The 20,887-nt window shown below is 72.9% G+C and carries 18 protein-coding genes and 1 pseudogene; 10 read left to right on the top strand and 9 right to left on the bottom strand.

Annotated features, from left to right (window positions below; all coding sequences use genetic code 11):
- Positions 1 to 927 (bottom strand): carbohydrate ABC transporter permease, encoded by a 927-nt coding sequence (locus ACFYX4_RS15450; protein ID WP_389331974.1) that lies wholly within the window; start codon positions 925 to 927, stop codon positions 1 to 3.
- A 393-nt stretch (positions 928 to 1,320) separates the two neighbouring features.
- Between ACFYX4_RS15450 and ACFYX4_RS15445 the strand changes: the two genes are divergently transcribed.
- Complete coding sequence (locus ACFYX4_RS15445; RefSeq protein WP_389331971.1) at positions 1,321 to 2,310, top strand: LacI family DNA-binding transcriptional regulator; 990 nt, start codon at positions 1,321 to 1,323, stop codon at positions 2,308 to 2,310.
- 76 nt (positions 2,311 to 2,386) lie between these two features.
- Here the strand turns inward: ACFYX4_RS15445 and ACFYX4_RS15440 are convergent.
- A pseudogene (locus ACFYX4_RS15440) lies at positions 2,387 to 3,037 on the bottom strand (lysophospholipid acyltransferase family protein); the annotation flags it as partial.
- Positions 3,038 to 3,253: 216 nt separating this feature from the next.
- Between ACFYX4_RS15440 and ACFYX4_RS15435 the strand changes: the two are divergent.
- The 9 genes from ACFYX4_RS15435 to ACFYX4_RS15395 all read left to right on the top strand — a co-directional run bounded on the left by ACFYX4_RS15435 (position 3,254) and on the right by ACFYX4_RS15395 (position 14,534).
- A complete protein-coding gene (locus ACFYX4_RS15435) occupies positions 3,254 to 3,430 on the top strand; it encodes a hypothetical protein (RefSeq protein WP_389331968.1) in 177 nt (58 codons plus the stop codon).
- Positions 3,431 to 3,652: 222 nt separating this feature from the next.
- Entirely contained in the window at positions 3,653 to 3,970 is a 318-nt protein-coding gene (locus tag ACFYX4_RS15430; RefSeq protein ID WP_389331965.1) for a hypothetical protein, read from the top strand.
- A gap of 119 nt (positions 3,971 to 4,089) precedes the next feature.
- Positions 4,090 to 5,730 carry a phosphoglucomutase (alpha-D-glucose-1,6-bisphosphate-dependent) gene (gene pgm, locus ACFYX4_RS15425; RefSeq protein ID WP_389331962.1) on the top strand — a complete coding sequence of 547 codons (1,641 nt, stop codon included), beginning with the start codon at positions 4,090 to 4,092 and terminating at the stop codon, positions 5,728 to 5,730.
- 111 nt (positions 5,731 to 5,841) lie between these two features.
- Positions 5,842 to 6,690, top strand: a complete 849-nt coding sequence (locus ACFYX4_RS15420; RefSeq protein WP_389331958.1) for a PP2C family protein-serine/threonine phosphatase — start codon at positions 5,842 to 5,844, stop codon at positions 6,688 to 6,690.
- 59 nt (positions 6,691 to 6,749) lie between these two features.
- Complete coding sequence (locus ACFYX4_RS15415) at positions 6,750 to 7,781, top strand: MASE1 domain-containing protein (protein WP_389333001.1); 1,032 nt, start codon at positions 6,750 to 6,752, stop codon at positions 7,779 to 7,781.
- Positions 7,782 to 7,926: 145 nt separating this feature from the next.
- A complete protein-coding gene (locus ACFYX4_RS15410) occupies positions 7,927 to 9,642 on the top strand; it encodes a cellulase family glycosylhydrolase (RefSeq protein ID WP_389331955.1) in 1,716 nt (571 codons plus the stop codon).
- A gap of 271 nt (positions 9,643 to 9,913) precedes the next feature.
- Positions 9,914 to 11,470 carry an MFS transporter gene (locus tag ACFYX4_RS15405; protein WP_389331953.1) on the top strand — a complete coding sequence of 519 codons (1,557 nt, stop codon included), beginning with the start codon at positions 9,914 to 9,916 and terminating at the stop codon, positions 11,468 to 11,470.
- A gap of 214 nt (positions 11,471 to 11,684) precedes the next feature.
- Positions 11,685 to 13,961: a catalase gene (locus ACFYX4_RS15400; RefSeq protein ID WP_389331950.1), complete on the top strand. Its 2,277-nt coding sequence runs from the start codon at positions 11,685 to 11,687 to the stop codon at positions 13,959 to 13,961.
- A gap of 99 nt (positions 13,962 to 14,060) precedes the next feature.
- A complete protein-coding gene (locus ACFYX4_RS15395) occupies positions 14,061 to 14,534 on the top strand; it encodes an MSMEG_6728 family protein (protein WP_389331947.1) in 474 nt (157 codons plus the stop codon).
- A 54-nt stretch (positions 14,535 to 14,588) separates the two neighbouring features.
- Here the strand turns inward: ACFYX4_RS15395 and ACFYX4_RS15390 are convergent, their stop codons facing one another.
- The 7 genes from ACFYX4_RS15390 to ACFYX4_RS15360 all read right to left on the bottom strand — a co-directional run bounded on the left by ACFYX4_RS15390 (position 14,589) and on the right by ACFYX4_RS15360 (position 20,871).
- Positions 14,589 to 15,281, bottom strand: a complete 693-nt coding sequence (locus ACFYX4_RS15390) for a class F sortase (protein ID WP_389331944.1) — start codon at positions 15,279 to 15,281, stop codon at positions 14,589 to 14,591.
- 196 nt (positions 15,282 to 15,477) lie between these two features.
- Positions 15,478 to 16,080, bottom strand: coding sequence for a hypothetical protein (locus tag ACFYX4_RS15385; RefSeq protein WP_389331941.1), 603 nt, complete (start codon positions 16,078 to 16,080; stop codon positions 15,478 to 15,480).
- A gap of 272 nt (positions 16,081 to 16,352) precedes the next feature.
- Entirely contained in the window at positions 16,353 to 17,267 is a 915-nt protein-coding gene (locus ACFYX4_RS15380) for an oxygenase MpaB family protein (RefSeq protein ID WP_389331939.1), read from the bottom strand.
- Positions 17,268 to 17,368: 101 nt separating this feature from the next.
- Positions 17,369 to 18,058 (bottom strand): hypothetical protein, encoded by a 690-nt coding sequence (locus tag ACFYX4_RS15375; RefSeq protein ID WP_389331936.1) that lies wholly within the window; start codon positions 18,056 to 18,058, stop codon positions 17,369 to 17,371.
- Positions 18,055 to 19,764 carry a serine/threonine-protein kinase gene (locus tag ACFYX4_RS15370; RefSeq protein WP_389331933.1) on the bottom strand — a complete coding sequence of 570 codons (1,710 nt, stop codon included), beginning with the start codon at positions 19,762 to 19,764 and terminating at the stop codon, positions 18,055 to 18,057. The genes ACFYX4_RS15375 and ACFYX4_RS15370 overlap by 4 nt, the downstream gene beginning before the upstream one ends.
- A gap of 131 nt (positions 19,765 to 19,895) precedes the next feature.
- The gene (locus tag ACFYX4_RS15365) at positions 19,896 to 20,480 is read right to left on the bottom strand and encodes a hypothetical protein (protein ID WP_389331930.1); all 585 of its coding nucleotides are present in this window, start codon (positions 20,478 to 20,480) and stop codon (positions 19,896 to 19,898) included.
- Between the two features lie 106 nt (positions 20,481 to 20,586).
- Positions 20,587 to 20,871, bottom strand: coding sequence for a zinc-ribbon domain-containing protein (locus ACFYX4_RS15360; protein WP_389331927.1), 285 nt, complete (start codon positions 20,869 to 20,871; stop codon positions 20,587 to 20,589).
- Between the last annotated feature and the right edge of the window lie 16 nt (positions 20,872 to 20,887).

Raw genomic sequence — 20,887 nt, 5'->3', positions numbered from 1 at the left:
TCACGCTCCCTTGCGCATGCCGCGCAGCTGCACGACGTAGGCGATCACCATGGTGATGAGGCCCATGATGATGGCCACCGTCGCGGAGTAGTTGTGCTGCTGGCCGTTGAAGGACAGCGAGTACGTGTAGAAGTTCGGCGTGAAGTCCGTCGTGATGGCGTTGCGCGCCAGCGGACGCAGGATGTTCGGCTCGTTGAAGAGCTGGAAGCTGCCGATGATGGAGAAGATCGTCGCGATGACGAGGGCGCCCCGGATCGCCGGCAGCTTGATCGCGGTGATGACGCGGAGCTGACCGGCGCCGTCGATCTCCGCGGCCTCGTACAGCGAGTGCGGGATGACGCGCAGCGCCGAGTAGAAGATCAGCATGTTGTAGCCGACGAACTCCCAGGTCACGATGTTGCCGATGGAGGCAAGGACCAGGTCGGGGGAGAGCGGGTCGGGCAGGGTGACGCCGAACGCGCCGTTGATGTCGCCCACCAGGCCGTACTTCGTGCCGTACATGAAGCCCCACATCAGGGTGGCGACCACGGCGGGCACCGCGTACGGCAGGAAGATCGTGATGCGGAAGAAGCTCTTGCCGTAGAGCCGGCCGCTGTCCAGGGCCAGGGCCACCAGCAGGGCGATGCCGAGCATGATCGGCACCTGGACGGCGAGGAAGAGCGACACCCGGCCGAGGGCGGCCCAGAACTGGTCGTCCTTCAGGGCCTGCGTGTAGTTGTCCAGTCCGACGAAGGTGGTGCCGCCGATGAGCTGGTCGCGGAAGAGGCTGAGGTAGATCGAGTACACGATCGGGGCGAGGAAGACCAGGGCGAACACGGCCACGAACGGGCCTATGAAACCCCACCCCGCCCACGAGCGTCGGTCCCGTCTCGCCGGGGGAGGCGCCGGCCGCGGTTCCGCGGCTGCCGGCGGTTGCAGCGTCGTCATGTCGTTCCTCGTTCGTCCCGTGCTGGAGCCCGCGATGCCGCGCCCACCTGCTGTGCGGCACCGCCACGATGTTTACGCAAACATCAGCCGCCGCAATGCGGCTATGGCCTGTTATGTTTACGTAAACATCTGATGGCGGCATGTCTACACTGCCCCGATAACCATGGTCAAGGGTCCTCAGGGGACACCATGGAACCCACGGTGAAGAAAGGTCGGCTGCGCGTGGAGATGGCTGCAAGACCTCCGGCGAACGGAGCGGGGGGGCCGGCGGGCGGCGCTGCGGGGTCGGCTGGCGGTGCTGCGGCGTTGGCCGGTGGTGCTGCGGGGCCCGTCGGGGGTGAGTCGCGGGGAGTCGGGCGGCGGGGGCGTGGGCGGGGGCGGGCGACTGCCTCCATGGCGGACGTGGCCCGTCTCGCCGGGGTGTCCTCGCAGACCGTCTCGCGGGTCTCCAACGGCTACGCCGGGGTGAACGAGGAGACCCGGCAGCAGGTGCTGGCCGCGATGAAGGAGCTGGGCTACCGCCCCAACAGCGCGGCCCGCGCCCTCAAACGCGGCGAGTTCCGCACCATCGGCGTCATCACCTTCACCCTCTCCACCACCGGAAACGTCCGCACCCTGGAGGCCATCGCCACCTCCGCCGCCGCCGAGGGGTACGCCGTGACCCTGCTCCCGGTCGCCGTCCCCACCCAGGACGAGGTGCGCGGCGCGTTCTCCCGGCTGGAGGAGCTCGCCGTCGACGCCGTGATCGTGATCATGGAGGTGCACCTCCTCGACGCGGCCACCGTCACCCTCCCCCCGCACGTCCAGGTCGTGGTCGTGGACTCCGACGCCGGCAGTCACTACACCGTCGTCGACACCGACCAGGCCGGCGGCACCCGCACCGCCGTGCAGCACCTCCTCGACCTCGGTCACACCACGGTCTGGCACCTGGCCGGCCCCGAGGGCTCCTTCGCCGCCCAGCGCCGCGCGGACGCCTGGCGCGGCGCCCTCACCGAGGCGGGCCGCCCCGCGCCGCCCGTCGTCCGCGGCGACTGGTCGGCGGAGTCCGGCTACCGCGCCGGCCTCGAACTCGCGGCCCACGAGGACTGCACCGCCGTCTTCGCCGCCAACGACCAGATGGCCCTGGGCCTGCTGCGCGCCCTGCACGAACGCGGACGCCGCGTCCCCGAGGACGTCAGCGTCATCGGCTTCGACGACATCCCCGAGGCGGGCTCCTTCCTCCCCCCGCTCACCACCCTCCACCAGGACTTCGCCGAGGTGGGCCGCCTCTGCGTCCGGGCCGTCCTGCGCAAGATGCGCCGCGACGCCCCCGAACACGGCACCACCCTCGTGCCGACCCGCCTGGTCCTGCGCAGCAGCACGGCCCCACCGCCGGCGGGCTGACCCGGGCGTCTCGGACGAGCTGCGTCTCGGACGACCTGCATCTCAGGCGAGCCGCGTCTCGCACGAGCTGCGGTTCCGCCTCCCGCTCGCCGACCGCCCGGGCCGCCGTCCGCCACGCCACCGTGACGGCCTGCCGGGCCGCCGCCGTGCCGGTGTGCGCCTCCGTGGGCAGACGCAGGGGCGCGCCGATGTGGACGTGGCAGCGGGGGCGGCGTACCGGCGCGGTCAGGACGCCCGCCAGCTGCTTCGCCGTCGAGCCCGAGGAGATCCGGCGGGCGCCGACGTGCCCCACGGGCACCACCAGCGCGCCGGAGACCTGCGCGAGCCGCGCGAGCCCGGTGCGGAACGCCTCCGGCGGGCCGGGGGTGGCGTCCAGGCGCTCCGGCAGCCCGCCCTCACCGTAGAGCAGCACGTGCCGCCCGCCCGCGAGCGCCTCCGCGGCGGCGTCGAGCGCGTGCGCGGCGCGCGCCGACCTGCGGTGCACCGGGATGTGCCCCTCGCGGGCCAGCGCCCGGCCGAGCACCGGCACCCGCCAGAGCCCCGCGGCCGCCATGACCACCGGCTCCACGCCCAGTCCGCGCAGCGCGCTCAGGACGACCGCGGGGTCGGCCAGCGAGTCGTGGTTGGCGGCGAAGATGGTCCCCGCCGACAGGCGCATCCTCAGTTCGCTGGTCACGGTGAGGCGCCCGAAGAGGGGCACCAGGACGGAGGCGGCACGAGTGAGCACGACGGGGCCTTTCCGCTCGGGGCGAGGAGCCCCACGGTCTCGTCGGGGCGATGTGTGCCTCAGTCTCGCGGCCACGGCCCGCCCGCGCCTGAGTACGGCTACTCAGGATCCCGGCCAACACAGCGCGTACTCAACCGTGTTCACGGCCCGGTCGGGGGCATGCGGGGAACAAGGAACCGACAGTGCACCCCCACCCCCTTCGAAGGGACGGACATCTTGCTGGCCATCATCGCGGCGGTGGCGTTCTTCATCGCCTTCCTGATCAACGCGGCGGAGATCTCGACCAACGACGCCTTCACCTCGACCAACATCATGCTCATCGGCCTGACCCTGCTCGCCCTCCACGTCGCCGGCATCGGCAGCGGCTGGGCGGTGCGCGGCCGCAGACGGTGAGAGCGGCGGGGGGGGGGGGGGGGGGGGGGGGGGGGGGGGGGGGGGGGGGGGGGGGGGGGGGGGGGGGGGGGGGGGGGGGGGGGGGGGCGGGGCGCCCCCCCCCCCCCCCCCCCCCCCCCCCCCCCCCCCCGCCACCGGCGGCGACGGGCGTTCCGCGCCGCCCGTACGGCACTTGGGGCGCGAATCTGGGTACGCGGGAGAAGATCCGAGGAAAGGACCACCATGACGACCTACGTGATCACCGTGCCCGGCACCTTCACCACCGGCATCGAGGAGGACACCCGAGCGCACCTCAGCCGCAGTCTGCGCCCGGCCGACCCGCACCGCACCCGGATGGGCAACTCCGAGGACCTGGACGCCCTCACCGTGAACGAGGACGGCACCTTCACCATCCGGCTCACCGTCGAGGCCGACAGCGTCCCCCACGCCGAACGGGAGGCGCACGACCTCGCGGGCTCCGCCCTGCGCGACGCCGGTCTCGACGACGCCAGCGCGCCGCTGGGGCCCGCCGTCGTCACCGGGATCGACTCCGAGGTCTGAACCGGGAGGCCGAACGGCGTCCCCTCCGGTCCGGCCGGCCGACCCCCCTCGCGTGCATCCGCCGTGACGAGGAAAGATGAGACGGCGAGCGACGGATCAACCATGCGGAGGAACGGACCATGCAGCACGAACGAGCGGGTCGGCCGGCCGGCCCCGAGGACCTCGTCGACGTCGCCCGGCTGGTCACCGCGTACTACGCGCTGCACCCCGACCCGGCCGACCCGGCGCAGCGGGTGGCCTTCGGCACGTCGGGGCACCGGGGCTCCTCCCTGAACACCGCGTTCAACGAGGACCACATCGCCGCGACCAGCCAGGCGATCTGCGAGTACCGCGCCGCCCAGGGCACCGACGGCCCCCTCTTCCTCGGCGCCGACACCCACGCCCTGTCCGAGCCCGCCCGGGTCACCGCCCTGGAGGTGTTCGCCGCCAACGACGTGACGGTGCTCATCGACAGCACCGACGGCTACACGCCCACCCCGGCCGTCTCGCACGCCATCCTCACCCACAACCGCGGCCGCACCACGGGCCTCGCGGACGGCGTGGTCGTCACCCCCTCGCACAACCCGCCCGCCGACGGCGGCTTCAAGTACAACCCGCCCAGCGGCGGCCCCGCCGGCTCCGACGCCACCTCCTGGATCCAGGACCGCGCCAACGACATCATCACGGCCGGCCTGAAGGACGTACGCCGCATCCCCTACACGCGGGCGCTCGCCGCCCCGGCGACCGGCCGCTACGACTTCCTCGGCACGTACGTCGCCGACCTCCCCGCCGTCCTGGACCTCGACGCGATCCGCGCCGCCGGCGTCCGCATCGGCGCGGACCCGCTCGGCGGGGCCTCCGTCGCCTACTGGGGCCGGATCGCCGAGGAGCACCGGCTCGACCTCACCGTGGTCAACCCGCTCACCGACCCCACCTGGCGGTTCATGACGCTGGACTGGGACGGCAAGATCCGCATGGACTGCTCCTCGCCGTACGCGATGGCCTCCTTGATCGACCAGCGCGACCGGTTCCGGATCGCCACGGGCAACGACGCCGACGCCGACCGGCACGGCATCGTCACCCCCGACGCCGGCCTGATGAACCCCAACCACTACCTGGCCGCCGCCATCTCCTACCTCTACGCCCACCGCGAGCGGTGGCCCGCGGACGCCGGGATCGGCAAGACCCTGGTCTCCTCCTCGATGATCGACCGGGTCGCCGGGGACCTCGGCCGCCGTCTCGTGGAGGTGCCCGTCGGCTTCAAGTGGTTCGTGGACGGCCTGGTCGACGGCTCGCTCGGGTTCGGCGGCGAGGAGTCGGCCGGCGCGTCGTTCCTGCGCCGCGACGGCTCGGTGTGGACCACCGACAAGGACGGCATCATCCTGGCGCTGCTCGCCTCCGAGATCACCGCAGTCACCGGCAAGACCCCCTCGGAGCACTACGCCGCGCTGACCTCCCGCTTCGGCGAGCCCGCCTACGCCCGCATCGACGCCCCGGCGACCCGCGAGGAGAAGGCGCTGCTCGCCAAGCTGTCGCCCGCGCAGGTCACCGCCGACACCCTGGCCGGGGACCCCGTCACGGGCGTGCTCACCGAGGCCCCGGGCAACGGCGCCGCCCTCGGCGGCATCAAGGTGACCACCGACCACGCCTGGTTCGCCGCCCGCCCCTCGGGCACCGAGGACGTCTACAAGATCTACGCCGAGTCCTTCCACGGCCCGGACCATCTGCGCCGGGTGCAGGAGGAGGCCAAGGACGTGGTGATGACCGCGCTCGGCGGCTGACCCCGGCGCGACGGGCGGGGGAGGGCGGAGCAGGACGCCCTCCCCCGTTTCGTCCGTTGAACGTAAAATGTGACGATCGCCCGCAAGGGCCGCCGTCCTCCGGAGTGACCCATGCCCCGCAAGCGCACCACGGACGAAGGCGACGAGCTGCTGGCCCGGCTCGGATCGCTCACCGCCCAGGCGCGCGAACGCGCGGAACTGCAACGCTCCCGCGTCGAACTGGCCATCGCCCTCCAGCGCGGCATGCTCCCCAGGGACCTCCCCACGCCCCGCGGCGTCCGCCTGGCCGTCCGGTACGCCCCCGCCTGCCACGGCCTCAACGTCGGCGGCGACTGGTACGACGCCTTCACCCTGCCCGACGGACGCATCGGCCTGTCCGTCGGCGACGTCCAGGGCCACAACATCGAGGCCACCGCGTTCATGGGCCAGGTCCGCGTCGGCCTGCGCGCCCTCGCCTCCGTCACCGGCGAGCCCGGCGAACTCCTCGCCCGGACCAACGACCTGCTGCTCTCCCTCGGCAGCGAACTCTTCGCCACCTGCACCTTCATGCGCCTCGACCCCGTCACCGGCCTCCTGGAGAGCGCCCGGGCCGGTCACATCCCCTGCGTCTGGGCCACCGCCGACGGCAAGTCCGGCGTCGCCGAGGACGAGGGAGGCCCTCCGCTCGGCGTCCTGGAGGGCGTGGCGTACCCCGTCACCCGCTACCGGCTCACCAAGGGCGGCGTCTTCATCCTCCTCACGGACGGCGTGGTCGAAGGGCCCTCCATGAGCATCGAGGAGGGCCTCGACCAGGTCGTACGCCTCGCGGGCGTCGCCGCCGTCGCGGGCATGGAGGCCGGCGCCCTCGCCGCCGCCGTCATCAAGGGAGCCGAGCGCGTGGGACACGAGGACGACGCGGCCGTCCTCGTCGTCGGACACGACGGCGTCCTCGGCGAGTACGCGCCCCGCGTTCAGCCATAGGGCCGGTCGGCGGGGCGCTCACCTCGCCGTCGGGGCCGGGCCGGTGTCTGATGGCTGCTGTGGTGGGTACCAGCGAGCTGCGACGCGCGGGCGTCCTCGCCGTGGAGACGGCGGCGGTGGCCCTCGCCTACTACGCGGCCGGGCGGCTGGGCCTCGTACGGCAGCTCGTCGTCGAGGGTGCGGTCTTCACCCCCATCTGGCCGCCCTCCGGCGTCGCCGTCGCCTGTCTGCTGGTCCTCGGGCTGCGCTCCTCCCTCGGCATCGCCCTGGGAGCGCTCCTCGTCATCATGTCGCTCGCCCCGCTGCGCCCGGTCGTGGTCTTCAACCTCGCCGGCAACACGGCCGCCCCCGTCTGCGCCTACCTGATGCTCCGCAAGGCCGGCTTCCGCAACGACCTCGCCCGGTTACGGGACGGCGTCGCGCTGGTCTTCCTGGGCGCCCTGACCGCGATGCTGATCAGCGCCACCGTCGGCGTGGGCGTCCTCGTCCTCTTCGACCGGCTGGCCACGGACGCCTTCTGGCCGGTCTGGCTGGCCTGGTGGGTCGGCGACGCGATGGGCGTCCTGCTCGTCACGCCGGTCCTGCTCGTCCTGTACACCGCCCACCGCCGCCCGCTGCTGTCCCGCTGGTGGGAGGCCACCGGGCTCGGCCTCATCACCCTCGCGGTCGTCCCCCTGGCCGCGTACAGCCGCGTCAGCCTGCTCTTCCTCGTCTACCCGCTGCTGATCTGGGCCGCCCTGCGCTTCCAGCTCGTCGGCAGCACGCTGTGCGCCCTGGCCGCGTCCGTCGTGGCCACCGTCGCGGCCACGGACGAGTCCGGCCCCTTCGAACGGCTCACCCGGGTCGAAGTCATGATCAAACTCCAGGCCTTCAACGGCACGATGGCCCTGACCGCCCTCCTCCTCTCGGCGGTGATCACCGAGCAGCGCAACACCAGACGCTCGGTCGAACGGGCCTGCCAGGAACTCGTCGAGGTCCTGGAACACCTCACCGCGGGAGAGCCGCCCAACCGGCCCCCCACCCGGCCCCCCACCCGGCAGTCCGACCGGCCCTCCAAGCGCGAGGGCGGCTCGCCGTCCCACGACGCCTGAGGGCGCGCTCCGCAGCCGACCTCCGCAGCCGTCCTCTGCCCAACTTCTTGACGCGTACTTGGCAATAGTGGTTGATGGGAGCGCTCCCATCGTTCGTTTCCCCCCTCCGATGCCGAGTTTCTGGCGCTCACTCCCTGGAGTCGCAGTGAGAAGAGCAAGAAGCACCACCCGTACGAGGTTCCTCGCCTGGCTGGCCACCCTGTTCGGGTTCGCCGTGGTCGTCGGGCTGCTCGCCCCGGCCGCCGCCCAAGCAGCCGCGCAGGCCGCCGCCCAGGCCGCCCGGCCCGCTCCCGCTCCGGCTGGGGAGCCGCCGTCCCGCGCCCTCGCCACCGGTCTGCACATCGACGACGGCCGGCTGCTGGAGGCCAACGGCAACGACTTCGTCATGCGGGGCGTCAACCACGCCCACACCTGGTATCCGGGCGAGACCCAGTCCCTCGCCGACGTCAAGGCGCTCGGCGCCAACACCGTCCGGGTCGTCCTCTCCAACGGCCACCGCTGGACCAGGAACACCCCCGCCGACGTGGCCGCCGTCGTCGCGCAGTGCAAGGCGAACCGTCTGATCTGCGTGCTGGAGGTGCACGACACCACCGGCTACGGCGAGGAGGCCGCCGCGGCCACCCTCGACCAGGCGGCCGACTACTGGATCGGCCTGAAGAGCGTCCTGGCCGGCGAGGAGAACTACGTCATCGTCAACATCGGCAACGAGCCCTGGGGCAACACGAACCCGGAGGGCTGGACCGCGCCGACCGTCGCCGCCGTGAAGAAGCTGCGCGCCGCGGGATTCGAGCACACGATCATGGTGGACGCCCCCAACTGGGGCCAGGACTGGCAGGGCGTGATGCGCGCCAACGCCCGCACGGTCTACGACGCCGACCCCACCGGCAACCTGATCTTCTCCATCCACATGTACAGCGTCTTCGACACCGCGGCGGAGATCACCGACTACCTCAACGCCTTCGTCACCGCGAAACTGCCCCTGCTCATCGGTGAGTTCGGCGGACCCGCCGACCAGTGGGGCGACCCGGACGAGAACGCCATGCTGGCCGCCGCCGAGCAGTTCGACCTCGGCTATCTGGCCTGGTCCTGGAGCGGCAACACCGACCCGATCCTCGATCTGTCGATCGGCTTCGACCCCGCGAACCTGAGCGCGTGGGGGCAACGCGTCTTCAACGGCGTCAACGGCATCGCCCGGACCGCCGAGGAGGCCACGGTCTTCGGCGGCGGCACCCCGGGCGACACCCAGGCCCCGACCGCCCCCGGCGCGCCGGTCGCCTCCGCCGTGACCGCCGCCTCCGCGACCCTCACCTGGCCCGCCGCCAGCGACAACGTCGGCGTGACCGGTTACGACGTCGTCCGCGTCAGCGGCGGCGCCGAGACGACGGTCGCCTCGTCCACCACCGCCTCCACGACCCTGACCGGCCTCACCGCGAGCACCGCGTACACCTTCGCCGTCTACGCCCGCGACGCCGCAGGCAACCGCTCGCCCCGCTCGGCGACGGTGACCGTCACCACCGGCACGGGCGGCGGCACACCGGGCGCGGCCTGCTCGGTGCGGTACCGCGTGGTGGGGGAGTGGCCGGGCGGCTTCCAGGGCGAGATCGCCCTCCGCAACACCGGCACCGCGCCGCTCGACGGCTGGACGCTCGGCTTCGCCTTCGCCGGCGGGCAGACGATCGGCAACATGTGGGGCGGGACGCCCACCCAGACCGGCGCCGCGGTGAGCGTCACCCCCGCCTCCTACACCGCGTCCGTCCCGGCCGGCGGCACGGTCACCCTCGGCTTCATCGGCGCGAAGGGCACGGCCAACCCGGCCCCGACCGCCTTCACCCTGAACGGAGCCGCCTGCACGACCACCTGAACGAAGGAACGTCTGTTCGGCTATTTGCTCGGCTGTTCCGTGAGAACGACGAGGTGACGCCCGTCTCGCCCGCGCCGCGGAACTTCCGGGAAAGTGACCGGTGTGAGTCCGCGATCGCCGGGCACAAGCTCGGACGGGTGATGTGATGCGGGGGCGGTGCTGCCTGGGGAGGTCTGCACCGCCCCCGTCGCGTTCCGCACCGCGTCACCCCGTCCGAGCACACATCTCCCCGTTGTGAGAAAGGCGCCGAGGTACCGCTGTGTCCGATGTCATGTCCGAAGGGCGACCCGACCCGAAGCCGACGGAGACGGCCGACGACACCGTCGGGGATCTTCCCGTACAGGTCCGCAAGGATTTGCTCAGCAGGCTCCGGCGCACCAAGCGGGCCTTCCGTGAGGACGACGTCCAGGTCGTCGAGCGGCCACTGCTCAAACGCGCGGTCGGCGCCTCGGCGCTCGGCAACTGCATGGAGTGGTTCGACTTCGGCGTCTACAGCTACCTCGCCGCCACCATCGGCAAGGTGTTCTTCCCGGGCGCGTCCCCCGCCGCCCAGCTCATCTCCTCCTTCGCGACCTTCGCCGCGGCCTTCGTGGTGCGCCCCCTCGGCGGCCTCGTCTTCGGCCCGCTGGGCGACCGGCTCGGCCGGCAGAAGGTGCTCGCCACCACCATGATCATGATGGCGATCGGCACCTTCGCCATCGGCCTGATCCCCAGCTACGCCACGATCGGCATCGCCGCCCCGATCCTGCTGCTGCTCGCCCGCATGGTGCAGGGCTTCTCCACCGGCGGCGAGTACGGCGGGGCCACCACCTTCGTCGCCGAGTACTCGCCCGACCGCCGCCGCGGCTTCCTCTCCAGCTGGCTCGACTTCGGCACCTTCGTCGGCTACGCGCTGGGCTCCGCCCTGGTCACCGTGCTGAACCTGGCCCTGACCGACGACCAGATGCTCTCCTGGGGCTGGCGTCTGCCGTTCCTGATCGCCGGTCCGCTGGGCGTGATCGGCCTGTACATGCGGCTCAAGCTGGAGGAGTCGCCGGCCTTCCAGCAGCAGCTGGACGACCACGAGAAGAGCCTCGCCCAGGAGTCGGCGGGCGGCGAGTTCAAGACCATCGTCAAGGACCACTGGCGTCCGCTGCTCATCTGCATGGGCCTGGTGCTGCTCTACAACGTCACGAACTACATGGTCACCGGCTTCCTGCCCACCTATCAGACGGAGACCCTGAACCGGTCCAGCAGCTCCGCCGACGTCCTGGTGCTGGTCGGCATGGTGTGGATCGTCCTGCTGATCACCTTCATCGGACGGTTCAGCGACCGGATCGGCCGACGCCCGATCTACGCCGTCGCCGCCGCCGCGATGATCGTGCTGGCCGTCCCCTCCTTCCTGCTGATCAAGATGGACGGCACCTGGCCGCCCGTCTTCGGCGTGCTGATCCTCTCCACGCTGCTGGCCTGCTTCGCCGCGCCCAGCGCCGCCACGCTGCCCGCGCTGTTCCCGACGGCCGTCCGCTACGCCGCGATGGGCATCGGCTTCAACTTCGCCGTGGCCGCGTTCGGCGGCACCACGCCACTGGTCACGGAGGCGCTGGTCAGCGTCACCGGCGACGACATGATGCCCGCCTACTACCTGATGGTGGCCGGTGTCATCGGCCTGATCACGGTCAAGTTCCTGCCGGAGAGCGCTCAGGTCTCCCTCAACGGCTCCCAGCCGATGGTGGGCTCCAAGGAGGAGCGCAAGGAACTGATCACGACGTCCCAGGAGCTGTACCGGATCCAGCAGCGCTCCCGCGGCGGAAAGCGCCCCCGGGCCCGCGACCGCGAAGTTTCGTAGCGGCGGCTCCGGGGACCCGCTTCCGCAACCCGGCGGCACCGTTCGGTGCCGCCGGTTCACCCTGTCGGGGCACCCCCCGTGCCGCGCCGAGATCGCCGTGGCAGATTGGCATGCCGAGTCGTTCTGTGGTCATTCGTACCTCTTGTCGACTCCCTGCTTCCGTACTTCTTGTCGACCCCCGGCGGGCAATCCAGAGAAGCGAAGGAACGTGCTGATGAGCGAGACCAACCCGATCAAGCGGGCCGCGGAGAAGATCGCCGACACGCTCCACGGCGAGGACCCGGGACCGGAGGAGGGCGTTCCCGGCAAGCCGGCCCCGCAGTCCCCCTCGGTCGCGGAGCCGACCAGGCCCCGGGAGCCGCTCCCGCCGAAGCACGACCAGAGCGGGCCCGACACCGTCTCCCCGACCGGCCAGCCCACCGGCGCGGACCAGGCGCGCACCGCGCAGTCCGGCAGCTATCTGACCACCGCGCAGGGCACCCGCCTGTACGACACCGACCACTCGCTCAAGGCCGGTCCCCGCGGCCCCGTGCTGCTCCAGGACCACCACCTGCGCGAGAAGATCATGCACTTCGACCACGAGCGCATCCCGGAGCGCGTGGTCCACGCCCGGGGCGCGGCGGCCCACGGCGTCTTCCAGAGCTACGGCACGGCCGCCTCCGTCACCAAGGCCGCCTTCCTCGCCGAGGACGAGGAGACGCCCGTCTTCGTGCGGTTCTCCACGGTGCTCGGCTCCCGCGGCTCCGCCGACACCGTCCGCGACACCCGGGGATTCGCGACCAAGTTCTACACCAGCGAAGGCGTCTACGACCTGGTCGGCAACAACATCCCGGTCTTCTTCATCCAGGACGCCATCAAGTTCCCCGACGTCATCCACGCGGGCAAGCCCCACCCGGACCGGGAGATCCCGCAGGCGCAGAGCGCCCACGACACCTTCTGGGACTTCGTCACCCTGCACACCGAGGCCACCCACCACACCCTGTGGAACATGTCCGACCGGGGCATCCCCCGCTCCTACCGGACGATGGAGGGCTTCGGCGTCCACACCTTCCGCCTGGTCAACGCCGAGGGCGCGACGACGCTCGTCAAGTTCCACTGGAAGCCGAAGCTCGGCGTGCACTCCCTGGTCTGGGAGGAGGCGCAGATCGCCAACGGCGTCGACCCCGACTTCCACCGCCGCGACCTCGCCGACGCCATCGAGGCGGGCGCGCACCCGCAGTGGGAGCTGGGCATCCAGACCTTCCCCGACACCCCCGAGCAGACCTTCGAGGGCATCGACCTCCTCGACCCGACCAACCTCGTCCCCGAGGAACTCGCCCCCGTGCAGCCGGTCGGACTGCTGACCCTGAACCGCAACCCGTCGAACTACTTCGCCGAGACCGAGCAGGTCGCCTTCCACGTCGGCCACCTCGTCCCCGGCATCGATGTCACCGACGACCCGCTGCTCGCCGGACGCCTGTTCTCCTACCTGGACACCCAGATCACCCGCCTGGGCGGCCCCAACTTCGCCCAGCTCCCCATCAACCGCCCGCAGGCCCCCGTCAACGACATGCTGCGCGACGGCATGCACCAGACGGCCGTGCACCGGGGCGTCGCCCCCTACCGGCCCAACTCCCTCGACGGCGGCTGCCCGTTCACCGCCGGCGCGGACACCGGGGCGTTCATCGAGACGCCCGTGCGGGTGCCCGAGGCCGCCAAGGTCCGCGAGGCCCCCGAGTCCTTCGCCGACCACTTCAGCCAGCCCCGCCGGTTCTGGCTCAGCATGACCCCCGTGGAGCGCGAGCACATCATCGGCGCCTACACCTTCGAACTGGGCAAGTGCTACGAGCAGGCGATCAAGGAGCGCGGCCTCCAGGTCCTCGCCAACATCGACGCCGAGCTGTGCTCCGCCGTCGCCGAGGGCCTCGGACTGCCCGCGCCCGAGCCCACCGTGCCACTCGCCGACGTCGAGCCCAGCCCGGCCCTCTCCCAGCTCGGCCGCACCTGGCCCACGGACGGCCGGGTCATCGGCATCGTCGCCGGACCCGACAGCGACCTCGACGACGTACGGGCCGTCCGCGAGGCGATCCTCGAAGCGGGCATGGTCCCGCTGGTCGTCGCCCCGACCGGCGGCGTCCTCGGCTCCGGGGAGGCGGCGGTCACCGTCCAGCGGACCTACGCCGCCGCCCGCTCCGTCGAGTTCGACGCGCTGCTCCTCGCCGGCGCCCCCGCGATCGGCGGCGACGCGTACGGCGCCCGCGACGCGAAGGCGTTCCCCGCCGCCCCGCAGCGGGCGGCCGGCGACCCCCGCGTCACCCTGCTGGTGTCCGAGGCGTTCCGGCACGGCAAGGCCCTCGGGGCCTGGGCCGGCGGCGAGAGCGCCCTCGAAGCGGCCGGGATCGCGGTCGACGCGCCGGGCGTGGTCCTCGCGCCCGATGGAACCGACGCCCTGGGACAGCTCGCCCAGCTTCTGGCCGAGCACCGGGCCTGGGAGCGCTTCATCCTCGTCTGACCGCGTCGATCTGATCGCGTCCGTCCGACTGCGTCCGTCCGGCCCCGTCCGACGGAATGGTGTCGGACGGAACCGCGCACGGCGGACCGGGAGGAGACCATGCAGACCTTCCTGCCCTACTCCGACTTCGCCCGGTCCGCCGCCGTCCTCGACCCGCGCCGCCTCGGCAAGCAACGCGTCGAGGCCCTCCAGGTGCTGCGCGGCCTGACGGTCGCCGGCTACGGCTGGCGGCACCATCCGGCGGTGCGCATGTGGGCGGGGTACGAGGAGGCGCTCGTGCGCTACGGCCTGGAGATCTGCGGGGCGTGGACGGCCGGCGGCCGCGCGGACACCTGTGCCGCGTCCCTGGTGACCGACTTCGCCGGGCCGGGCGGGGCCGCCGGCGTACGCACCCAGCGGCGGCTCGCCGCGGAGGGCGACCTGCCGCCGTGGCTGGGCGACCCCGCCTTCCACCGCAGCCACCGGTCGGCGCTGGTGCGCAAGCAGCCCGACTTCTACACGCCGCTCTTCCCGGGCGTCCCCGACGACCTGCCGTACGTCTGGCCGGCCTCGGACCGCGCGTCCGCCGTCTGACGGGCGCGCCCGCGCCGCTCGTCGCAGATGGCCCGCTCGTCGCAGGTGGCCCGCTCAGAGCAGATGGCCGAAGACCACCAGGTTCGCCGTGTAGTCCTTGGCCTCGCGGTCGTAGTCCCCGGCGCAGGTGATCAGCCGGACCTGGGCCTGCGGGGTGTCGCCGTAGACGCGTTTGCTGGGGAAGTCGTCCTTGTCGAACGTCTCCACGTCGTCGACCACGAAGGAGGCCTTGCGCCGGTCGGCTCGCGCGACCTGGAAGACGTCCCCCTTGCGCAGCTCGCTCAGTTCCGCGAAGACCGCCGGGGAGGTCTTGGTGTCGACGTGCCCCGCGATGATCGCGGTGCCCGCCTCCCCGGGGGAGGCGCCGTCGGCGTGCCAGCCGACCAGGTTCGTGTCGTCGGCCGGCGGGGCTTCGAGCTGCCCCGAGGCGGTGATCTCCAGGTCCGTGAAGGGCGCGTCGACGTCGATCTTCGGGATCAGCAACCGCACCGGCTTCGAGCGCGCCAGGCGCTTGCTCGTCGGACTGCCCGCGGCAGCGGTGGGCGCGGGGGCCTTGGCGGCGCTGGCCGGCGGGGCGTGCGGGGGGCGGGAGGCGTCGTCGGGCGGCGTGGACCCGCCGCCGAACAGGTTCAGCCCCAGGGCCAGGACGGCCACGGCGCACAGCGCGGTCATGCCGGCACGGGATCCCTCGCCGGGCGGCGTCGGCTCGGCGTCGGCGTCGGTGGGGGACGAAGGACTGGCTGTCATCGGTAAACCACCTCATCGGGCACGGCGGGCACGGCGGCGGAGCAGGCGGACGGGCGCGGGCGGTGGGGCCTCGTCAGAAAGGGGGCCGCGTCGGAAGGCGCCCCTGGTCAGAAGGGGAGGCCCCGGTCGGAAAGGCGGCCGTGGCCGCCACACGGTGCACGGTGGCGGCCACGGCTGCTATCGCTCCCGGCATGGCTCAGGCCACGCTTCCCGCCGTCCTGCGGCGGCGCATCGCGTAGACGCCGGTGCCGGCGACGGCGAGGACGGCCAGACCGCCCGCGGTCACGCCGGGCGCGGCGAGCGCGCCGCCACCGGTGTGGACGCCACCGCTGGGCTTGTCGTGACCGCCGCCCCACGACTCCTTGTCGTTCTCACTGTCCTTGGACCAGGACTTCTCCTCGTCCTTCGACCAGGACTTCTCCTCGTCCTTGGACGAGCTCTTGTAGGTCTCCGGGTCGTGCTTGGGGTCCTTGGCCGTGGCCCACTCGTCGTCGTTCGTCAGCGCCAGGGCGCCGCCACCCGTGTGCATGCCACCGCGCGGCGAGTCGTACTTGTCGTCCTTGCCGTGCTCCTTGCCGTACTCCTTGTCCTCCTTGTCGTAGTCCTTGTCCTTCTCCTTGTCCTTCTCCTCCTCCTTGTCCTCCTCCTTGCCGTACTCCTTGTCCTTCTCCTTGTCTTCCTTGCTGTAGGAGGAGTCGTCGTGGTCGTACGCGCCGACGGCGAAGGCGGCACCGGGCGTGGTGATGGCGAGGACGGCCGAGGCCGCCGCGGTGGCGAAGAGCATGCGGGCAGAGCGCATCTGGAAATCCTTCCGTCACAGCCGGGCAGCTGGCAGGTAGTCAGCTGACTCGACCCGGCCTGACGTGATCCACCGTCAGTCAGGTGCCACCGGGCCACCACTCAAGGCGCTCACCCGGGTGACGGCCCTCGGCCGCCCGGGGCGGCCGGAGACCCGGCGGCCACGCACAACTGCCGTTTCGTGACGTGCTGTTGATGCCGCCGCAGCCGAGGCGCGCGGGTTCTCCGAACGGCGGACACGGGTGAACCGGCCGGAGGCCCCCGCGCCCTCCGTCAGCCCGGCGGCGCCGGCACCGCGCGCCGCGCCGGCGCCATGGCCCACCGCAGGGTCGCCGTCATGGCGTGGCCGAGCGGCCGTACGCACAGGTCGTCGACGACCGGCAGCCGGGGCAGCCGCAGCTCCCGGGCGGCCCAGCCCGGCAGCAGCGACACCGCGTTCGCGGCGAGCACCCCGTAGGGGAGGCGCACGACGAGCGGGACGGGCGGGCTGAGCAGCAGGAAGCGCGCGGTGTCCCGGGCCTGCGCCGTGGCGCGCAGCTCCGGACGGTACGCGGTCACCCGTTCGGCGAGTTCGCCCCCGCTGCGCGGCGGATCGGGGACGCCCAGCGCGACGGCGACCCGCGCCATGTCCGCGACGTACCCGTCGCACTCCTCCTCCGTCAGCGGACGCGCGCCGTAGCGCTGGTGGGCGCGCAGGAAGCTGTCGACCTCCGCCACATGGACCCAGCCGAGCAGACGCGGGTCCGACGCGCGGTACTCCTCGCCGAGGTCCGTCACCCCCCGCACCCGCTCATGGACGGCGCGGACCCGGTCGCAGGCCTGCTGGGCGTGCGCCGCGGTGCCGTACGTCGTCGTGGCCAGGAAGGTGCTCGTGCGTTGCAGCCGTCCCCACGGGTCGCCGCGGAAGCCGGAGTGGGCGGCCACGGCGGCCATCGCCAGCGGGTGGAGCGACTGGAGGAGCAGGGCCGACAGCCCTCCGATGAACATCGACGCGTCGCCGTGCACCCGGCGCACGGGCCGCTCCGGTCCGAACCAGCGCGGGCCCGGGGTGCCGTGGATCCGGGCGCGGTTGCGGGGGCCGTCCGGCCCTGCGACGCGCGTGAAGAGTCCGTTGCCGAGCCGTTCCCTCGCGCCGGTCCCACCGGTCGCGCCGGCTGCACTCGTCGCGTCCGATCCGGTCCGTCTCATGAGCGCCCAGGCCTCCTCCCGGCCGAGCCGTGGAGCGTCCCCGACTCCCTTTGTACCTCCGTCGGGTCGCCCGGTGCGAAGAGCGGCGGGGGCGAGCCGGGTCAGGGGCAGGCGTAGGTGAAGGTGACGGCGGCCGAGCGCTCGACGGGGGACAGCAGCCGCAGCTCCGCCTCGGCCGTGCGGCGGCCCTGTCCCTGGAAGGTCCACGAGAGCCGGAACCGGGCCTCCCCGCGTCCGCGTTCCAGGGTGGCGTGCCGTACGTCGGAGGCGGTGCCGTCGTTGCGGACCCAGCGGTAGGAGAGCGTGCCGGGCCGCCCGTCGGTGCGGACGACGCCGACGATCTCGGCCGTCATCCCGCAGCCCAGGGACGGCCGTGCGGCCGTCACGCTGACCTCGCGCACGGAGACGGGAGCCGTGTCGTGCTCCCACCAGTACGTGTACGCGACGACGGCGGTGACCACGAGCGCGGGCAGGGCGTGACGGCGCAGCAGCCGCCGTCGGCGGGGCGGCGCGGGAGGCGGCGTGACCGTGGGCAGGGTCGGGGGCGGGCGGTGCGCGAGGGCGGCGGTCACGCCGGGGCCGAAGCGCAGGACGGTTCCGTCGGCGGGGGCGGTGACCGCCGTGTCGTCCGGAAGCCCGGCCGCCGTGGGGTCCACTGCCGTGGGGTCCAGCGGTGTGAGGTCCACCGCCGTGGTGTCGGGGTCGGGGCGCTGGATCCAGTGGCTGGCCAGCGCGGTGGCGCTGTAGTCGTCGTCGTCCGCGGGGCGGCGGTCTTCGGGAGGAGCGGTCATCGGATGTCGCACCGCCTCGTCAGGAGCTGCTGCGACGCGCCGCCGTCGGCGGACGCGGGGCTGGTGGCGGCCTGGACCGTCCAGTAGCAGCCGGTGCCGCGGAAGGCGTGGTCGACCGTGACCGTGTACTGCGTCGCGCCGCTGCGCCGCAGGGTGGTGGCGGCCCCGTCCGCGCCGCCCGGCTGCCCGGCGCTGTTCCCCGAGAACCAGCCGACGGTGAGCGAGAGCGGCCCGGTGCCGTCCGTCGTGACGGTGATCGTCGCCGTCGCGGTGTCCGGGCCCGTCTGGCGGAAGCCGGCCACCGAGACGTCCTTGACGGCGGGCGGGGCCGGCGCGGTGGGCGGGTCCGTGGTGGCGGCGGGGGAGGCCGGCGTGGCGGGAGCACTGGTCGTCGCGCCGCCGCTCGGACTCCAGGAGGGGGAGGGGCCGGGCGGCGAGGCCGGGTCGGTGGTGGTCGCGGACGCCCCGGGCCCGGTGCCGTCGGTCACCGCGCCGGACGGCGAGGCGACGGGGGAGGCGCTCGCGGTGGTCGTGGGCGTCGGAGTGGACGACGGTGAGTCCGAAGCGGACGGGGACGGCAGGCCGTCGTCCGGCCCGGAGGCGGGGGCCGCCGTGGCGCTCGTGGTGGCGAGGGCCCGCGCCGCCCGCCCGGCGTTCGCCCCGGCGCCCTGGACCGCGCCCTGCGTCAGCAGGACCGCCACGAGGACGGCGACCGCCGACACGGCGACGCCCGGCCAGGTCGGCCGCCACTGCCGCAGCCCGCCCCAGCCCGTGCCCGCAGGCGCGGGCGGGGGCAGCACCGTCAGTGCCGTGTCGGCGGGAGCGGGCGGGGCCTCGCGCGCCCCGGACGGCAGCAGGAGCAGCAGGGCCACGGCGGACGCCAGCCGCCCGCGTCCGCGCTCCTCCCAGTCGTCCCCGTAAGCGGCGACGGCGGTCTCCTCCAGCTCCGTCACGAACGCCGCCGCGTCCGTCGGGCGCTCCTGCGGCGATTTGGCCAGCCCGCGCAGCACCAGCGACCGCACCGCCTCGGGCACCTCGTCGACGGGAACGGCGTCCTCGAGATGCCGCAGGGCCAGCTCCGCCAGATGGTCGCCGGTGTAGGGCTTGCGGCCGGTCAGACACTCGAAGAACGTCGCGGTGGCCGCGTACACGTCCCCCGCGGGCGAGGCGGGCGCGCCCGTCCACTGCTCCGGGGCCATGTAGGCGGGGGTGCCGGCGACGCCGGCCCGCAGGCCCGCCTCCACCGCGATGCCGAAGTCGACGAGCTTGGACGCCCCCTCCGGCGAGACCAGCACGTTCTCCGGCTTGTAGTCCCGGTGGACCACCCCGACCCCGTGCGCGTCGGCCAGCCCGAGCAGCGAGCCCTTGAGCACCAGCAGCGCCGCCTCGGGCGACAGCGGGCCCTCCCGTCTCAGCAGGCTGCGCAGGGAGACGCCGTCGACCAGCTCCATGACGATGGCCGCGCCCCGCGCGGCCTCCACGTACTCGTACAGGCCGACGACGTGCGGGCTCCGCAGCCCGCCGAGGAGTTGGGCCTCGGCGCGGAAGCCGCGCACGAAGCCCGGCCGGGTCCGCAGCGACTCGCTGAGGTACTTCACGGCGACCGGCACCCCGGTCCGCTCGTGCACGGCGAGCACCACGCGCCCGCTGGCGCCCGATCCGAGTTCGAGGGACTCGGAGTAGCCCGGTACCGCCCAGGTGTTCATCGTCGCCCCCTGCCGTGGCCTCTCCCGGGCCCCTCCGGCCGAGGAGCGACGCGCCACGCGGACAGAGACACGTTTTCGGCCAGTACGGTTGCGTCCGGCCGGAACCGGTCCGGCCGGACGCTCGATCGGGCTCAGCGGGCGGCGGCGCCCCAGGTGTGGGCGACGTCGACCACGATCTGGCCGTCCAGCCTCAGCACCCGGAACGGCAGCCGGGCCCGCACACCCAGCCCGAGCTGGGTGACGCCCTCGAAACTGCCCGCGTACCGGGTGTCGCGGAACGTGCTGTAGCCGGCGATGTTCACGCCCGGCAGGGGCTGGGCGACCCGGCCGGGATAGGTGGGCGCGCCGGTCTCCACGTCGTAGGCGGGCGCGTTCACCCGCACCTCCAGGACGGCCCCGCCGCCGACGGGGATCGGGCGGCCCGAACCGTCCTGGTAGAGGCGGGTGACGTACTGGACGGTGTAGCCGAGTTCGTTGCTCGCGCCGCCCGGGACGTCCACGACGAACCTGTCGTAGCAGTCGTGACGCCCGGTCCTGACGTTGCGCACCGAGTCCGTCGTGCCGGCGGAGTACGACTTGGCGACGCTGCCCCAGCCGGTGGGGCAGGCGACGGCGCGGGGGGCGGCGGCCGGGGCGGCCTCGGCCGGCACCACGGCCACGGCCAGCGTGGCGGTCATGAGGGCGGCGGCCGCCCATACGGTTCTGCTTCGCACCATGGTGTCCCCCGAAGAGTCCGTGTGACTGATATCAGGTAGGACATTCCGGTTGCCCCGATGGTTGCACGCTTCTCACGTCACCTTTACGGCGGTAACCGCCCGGCGATCACGACTGGTAGGGCTGCTGGTGCTGCGGCTGCCCGTACGCCTGGCCGCCCGCGCCCTGCGCCTGCAACTGCTCCGCCTGCTCCTTGGTCACCTTCTGCTCCGCGCCGCAGAAGGTGCACTGGGTCAGGTACTTCGTCGAGATCGGGAAAAGCGGCACGAAGAACAGCGAGAACTTCGTGACCCGCTTCCTGAGCGTGTGCGCGGCGGGGTTGCGGCACTGGCCGCACACCAGCGTCAGTATGGCGAGCTGGTACAGGTATCCCTTGGTGCCGAAGATGATCACGCTGTCGTTTCCTCCC

The sequence above is a fragment of the Streptomyces sp. NPDC002328 genome (assembly GCF_042890065.1).
Lineage (GTDB): Bacteria > Actinomycetota > Actinomycetes > Streptomycetales > Streptomycetaceae > Streptomyces.
The sequence above is the reverse complement of the archived record's forward strand: the minus strand, read 5'-3'. Positions and strand labels throughout refer to the sequence as shown.

Coding starts and splice junctions, on each gene's coding strand:
- ACFYX4_RS15370 (WP_389331933.1), bottom strand. CDS start 19,764: ATGAACACCTGGGCGGTACCGGGCTACTCCGAGTCCCTCGAACTCGGA.
- ACFYX4_RS15430 (WP_389331965.1), top strand. CDS start 3,653: ATGACGACCTACGTGATCACCGTGCCCGGCACCTTCACCACCGGCATC.
- ACFYX4_RS15445 (WP_389331971.1), top strand. CDS start 1,321: ATGGCGGACGTGGCCCGTCTCGCCGGGGTGTCCTCGCAGACCGTCTCG.
- ACFYX4_RS15395 (WP_389331947.1), top strand. CDS start 14,061: ATGCAGACCTTCCTGCCCTACTCCGACTTCGCCCGGTCCGCCGCCGTC.
- ACFYX4_RS15420 (WP_389331958.1), top strand. CDS start 5,842: ATGCCCCGCAAGCGCACCACGGACGAAGGCGACGAGCTGCTGGCCCGG.
- ACFYX4_RS15380 (WP_389331939.1), bottom strand. CDS start 17,267: ATGAGACGGACCGGATCGGACGCGACGAGTGCAGCCGGCGCGACCGGT.
- ACFYX4_RS15405 (WP_389331953.1), top strand. CDS start 9,914: ATGTCCGAAGGGCGACCCGACCCGAAGCCGACGGAGACGGCCGACGAC.
- ACFYX4_RS15390 (WP_389331944.1), bottom strand. CDS start 15,281: ATGACAGCCAGTCCTTCGTCCCCCACCGACGCCGACGCCGAGCCGACG.
- ACFYX4_RS15450 (WP_389331974.1), bottom strand. CDS start 927: ATGACGACGCTGCAACCGCCGGCAGCCGCGGAACCGCGGCCGGCGCCT.
- pgm (WP_389331962.1), top strand. CDS start 4,090: ATGCAGCACGAACGAGCGGGTCGGCCGGCCGGCCCCGAGGACCTCGTC.
- ACFYX4_RS15385 (WP_389331941.1), bottom strand. CDS start 16,080: ATGCGCTCTGCCCGCATGCTCTTCGCCACCGCGGCGGCCTCGGCCGTC.
- ACFYX4_RS15400 (WP_389331950.1), top strand. CDS start 11,685: ATGAGCGAGACCAACCCGATCAAGCGGGCCGCGGAGAAGATCGCCGAC.
- ACFYX4_RS15375 (WP_389331936.1), bottom strand. CDS start 18,058: ATGACCGCTCCTCCCGAAGACCGCCGCCCCGCGGACGACGACGACTAC.
- ACFYX4_RS15365 (WP_389331930.1), bottom strand. CDS start 20,480: ATGGTGCGAAGCAGAACCGTATGGGCGGCCGCCGCCCTCATGACCGCC.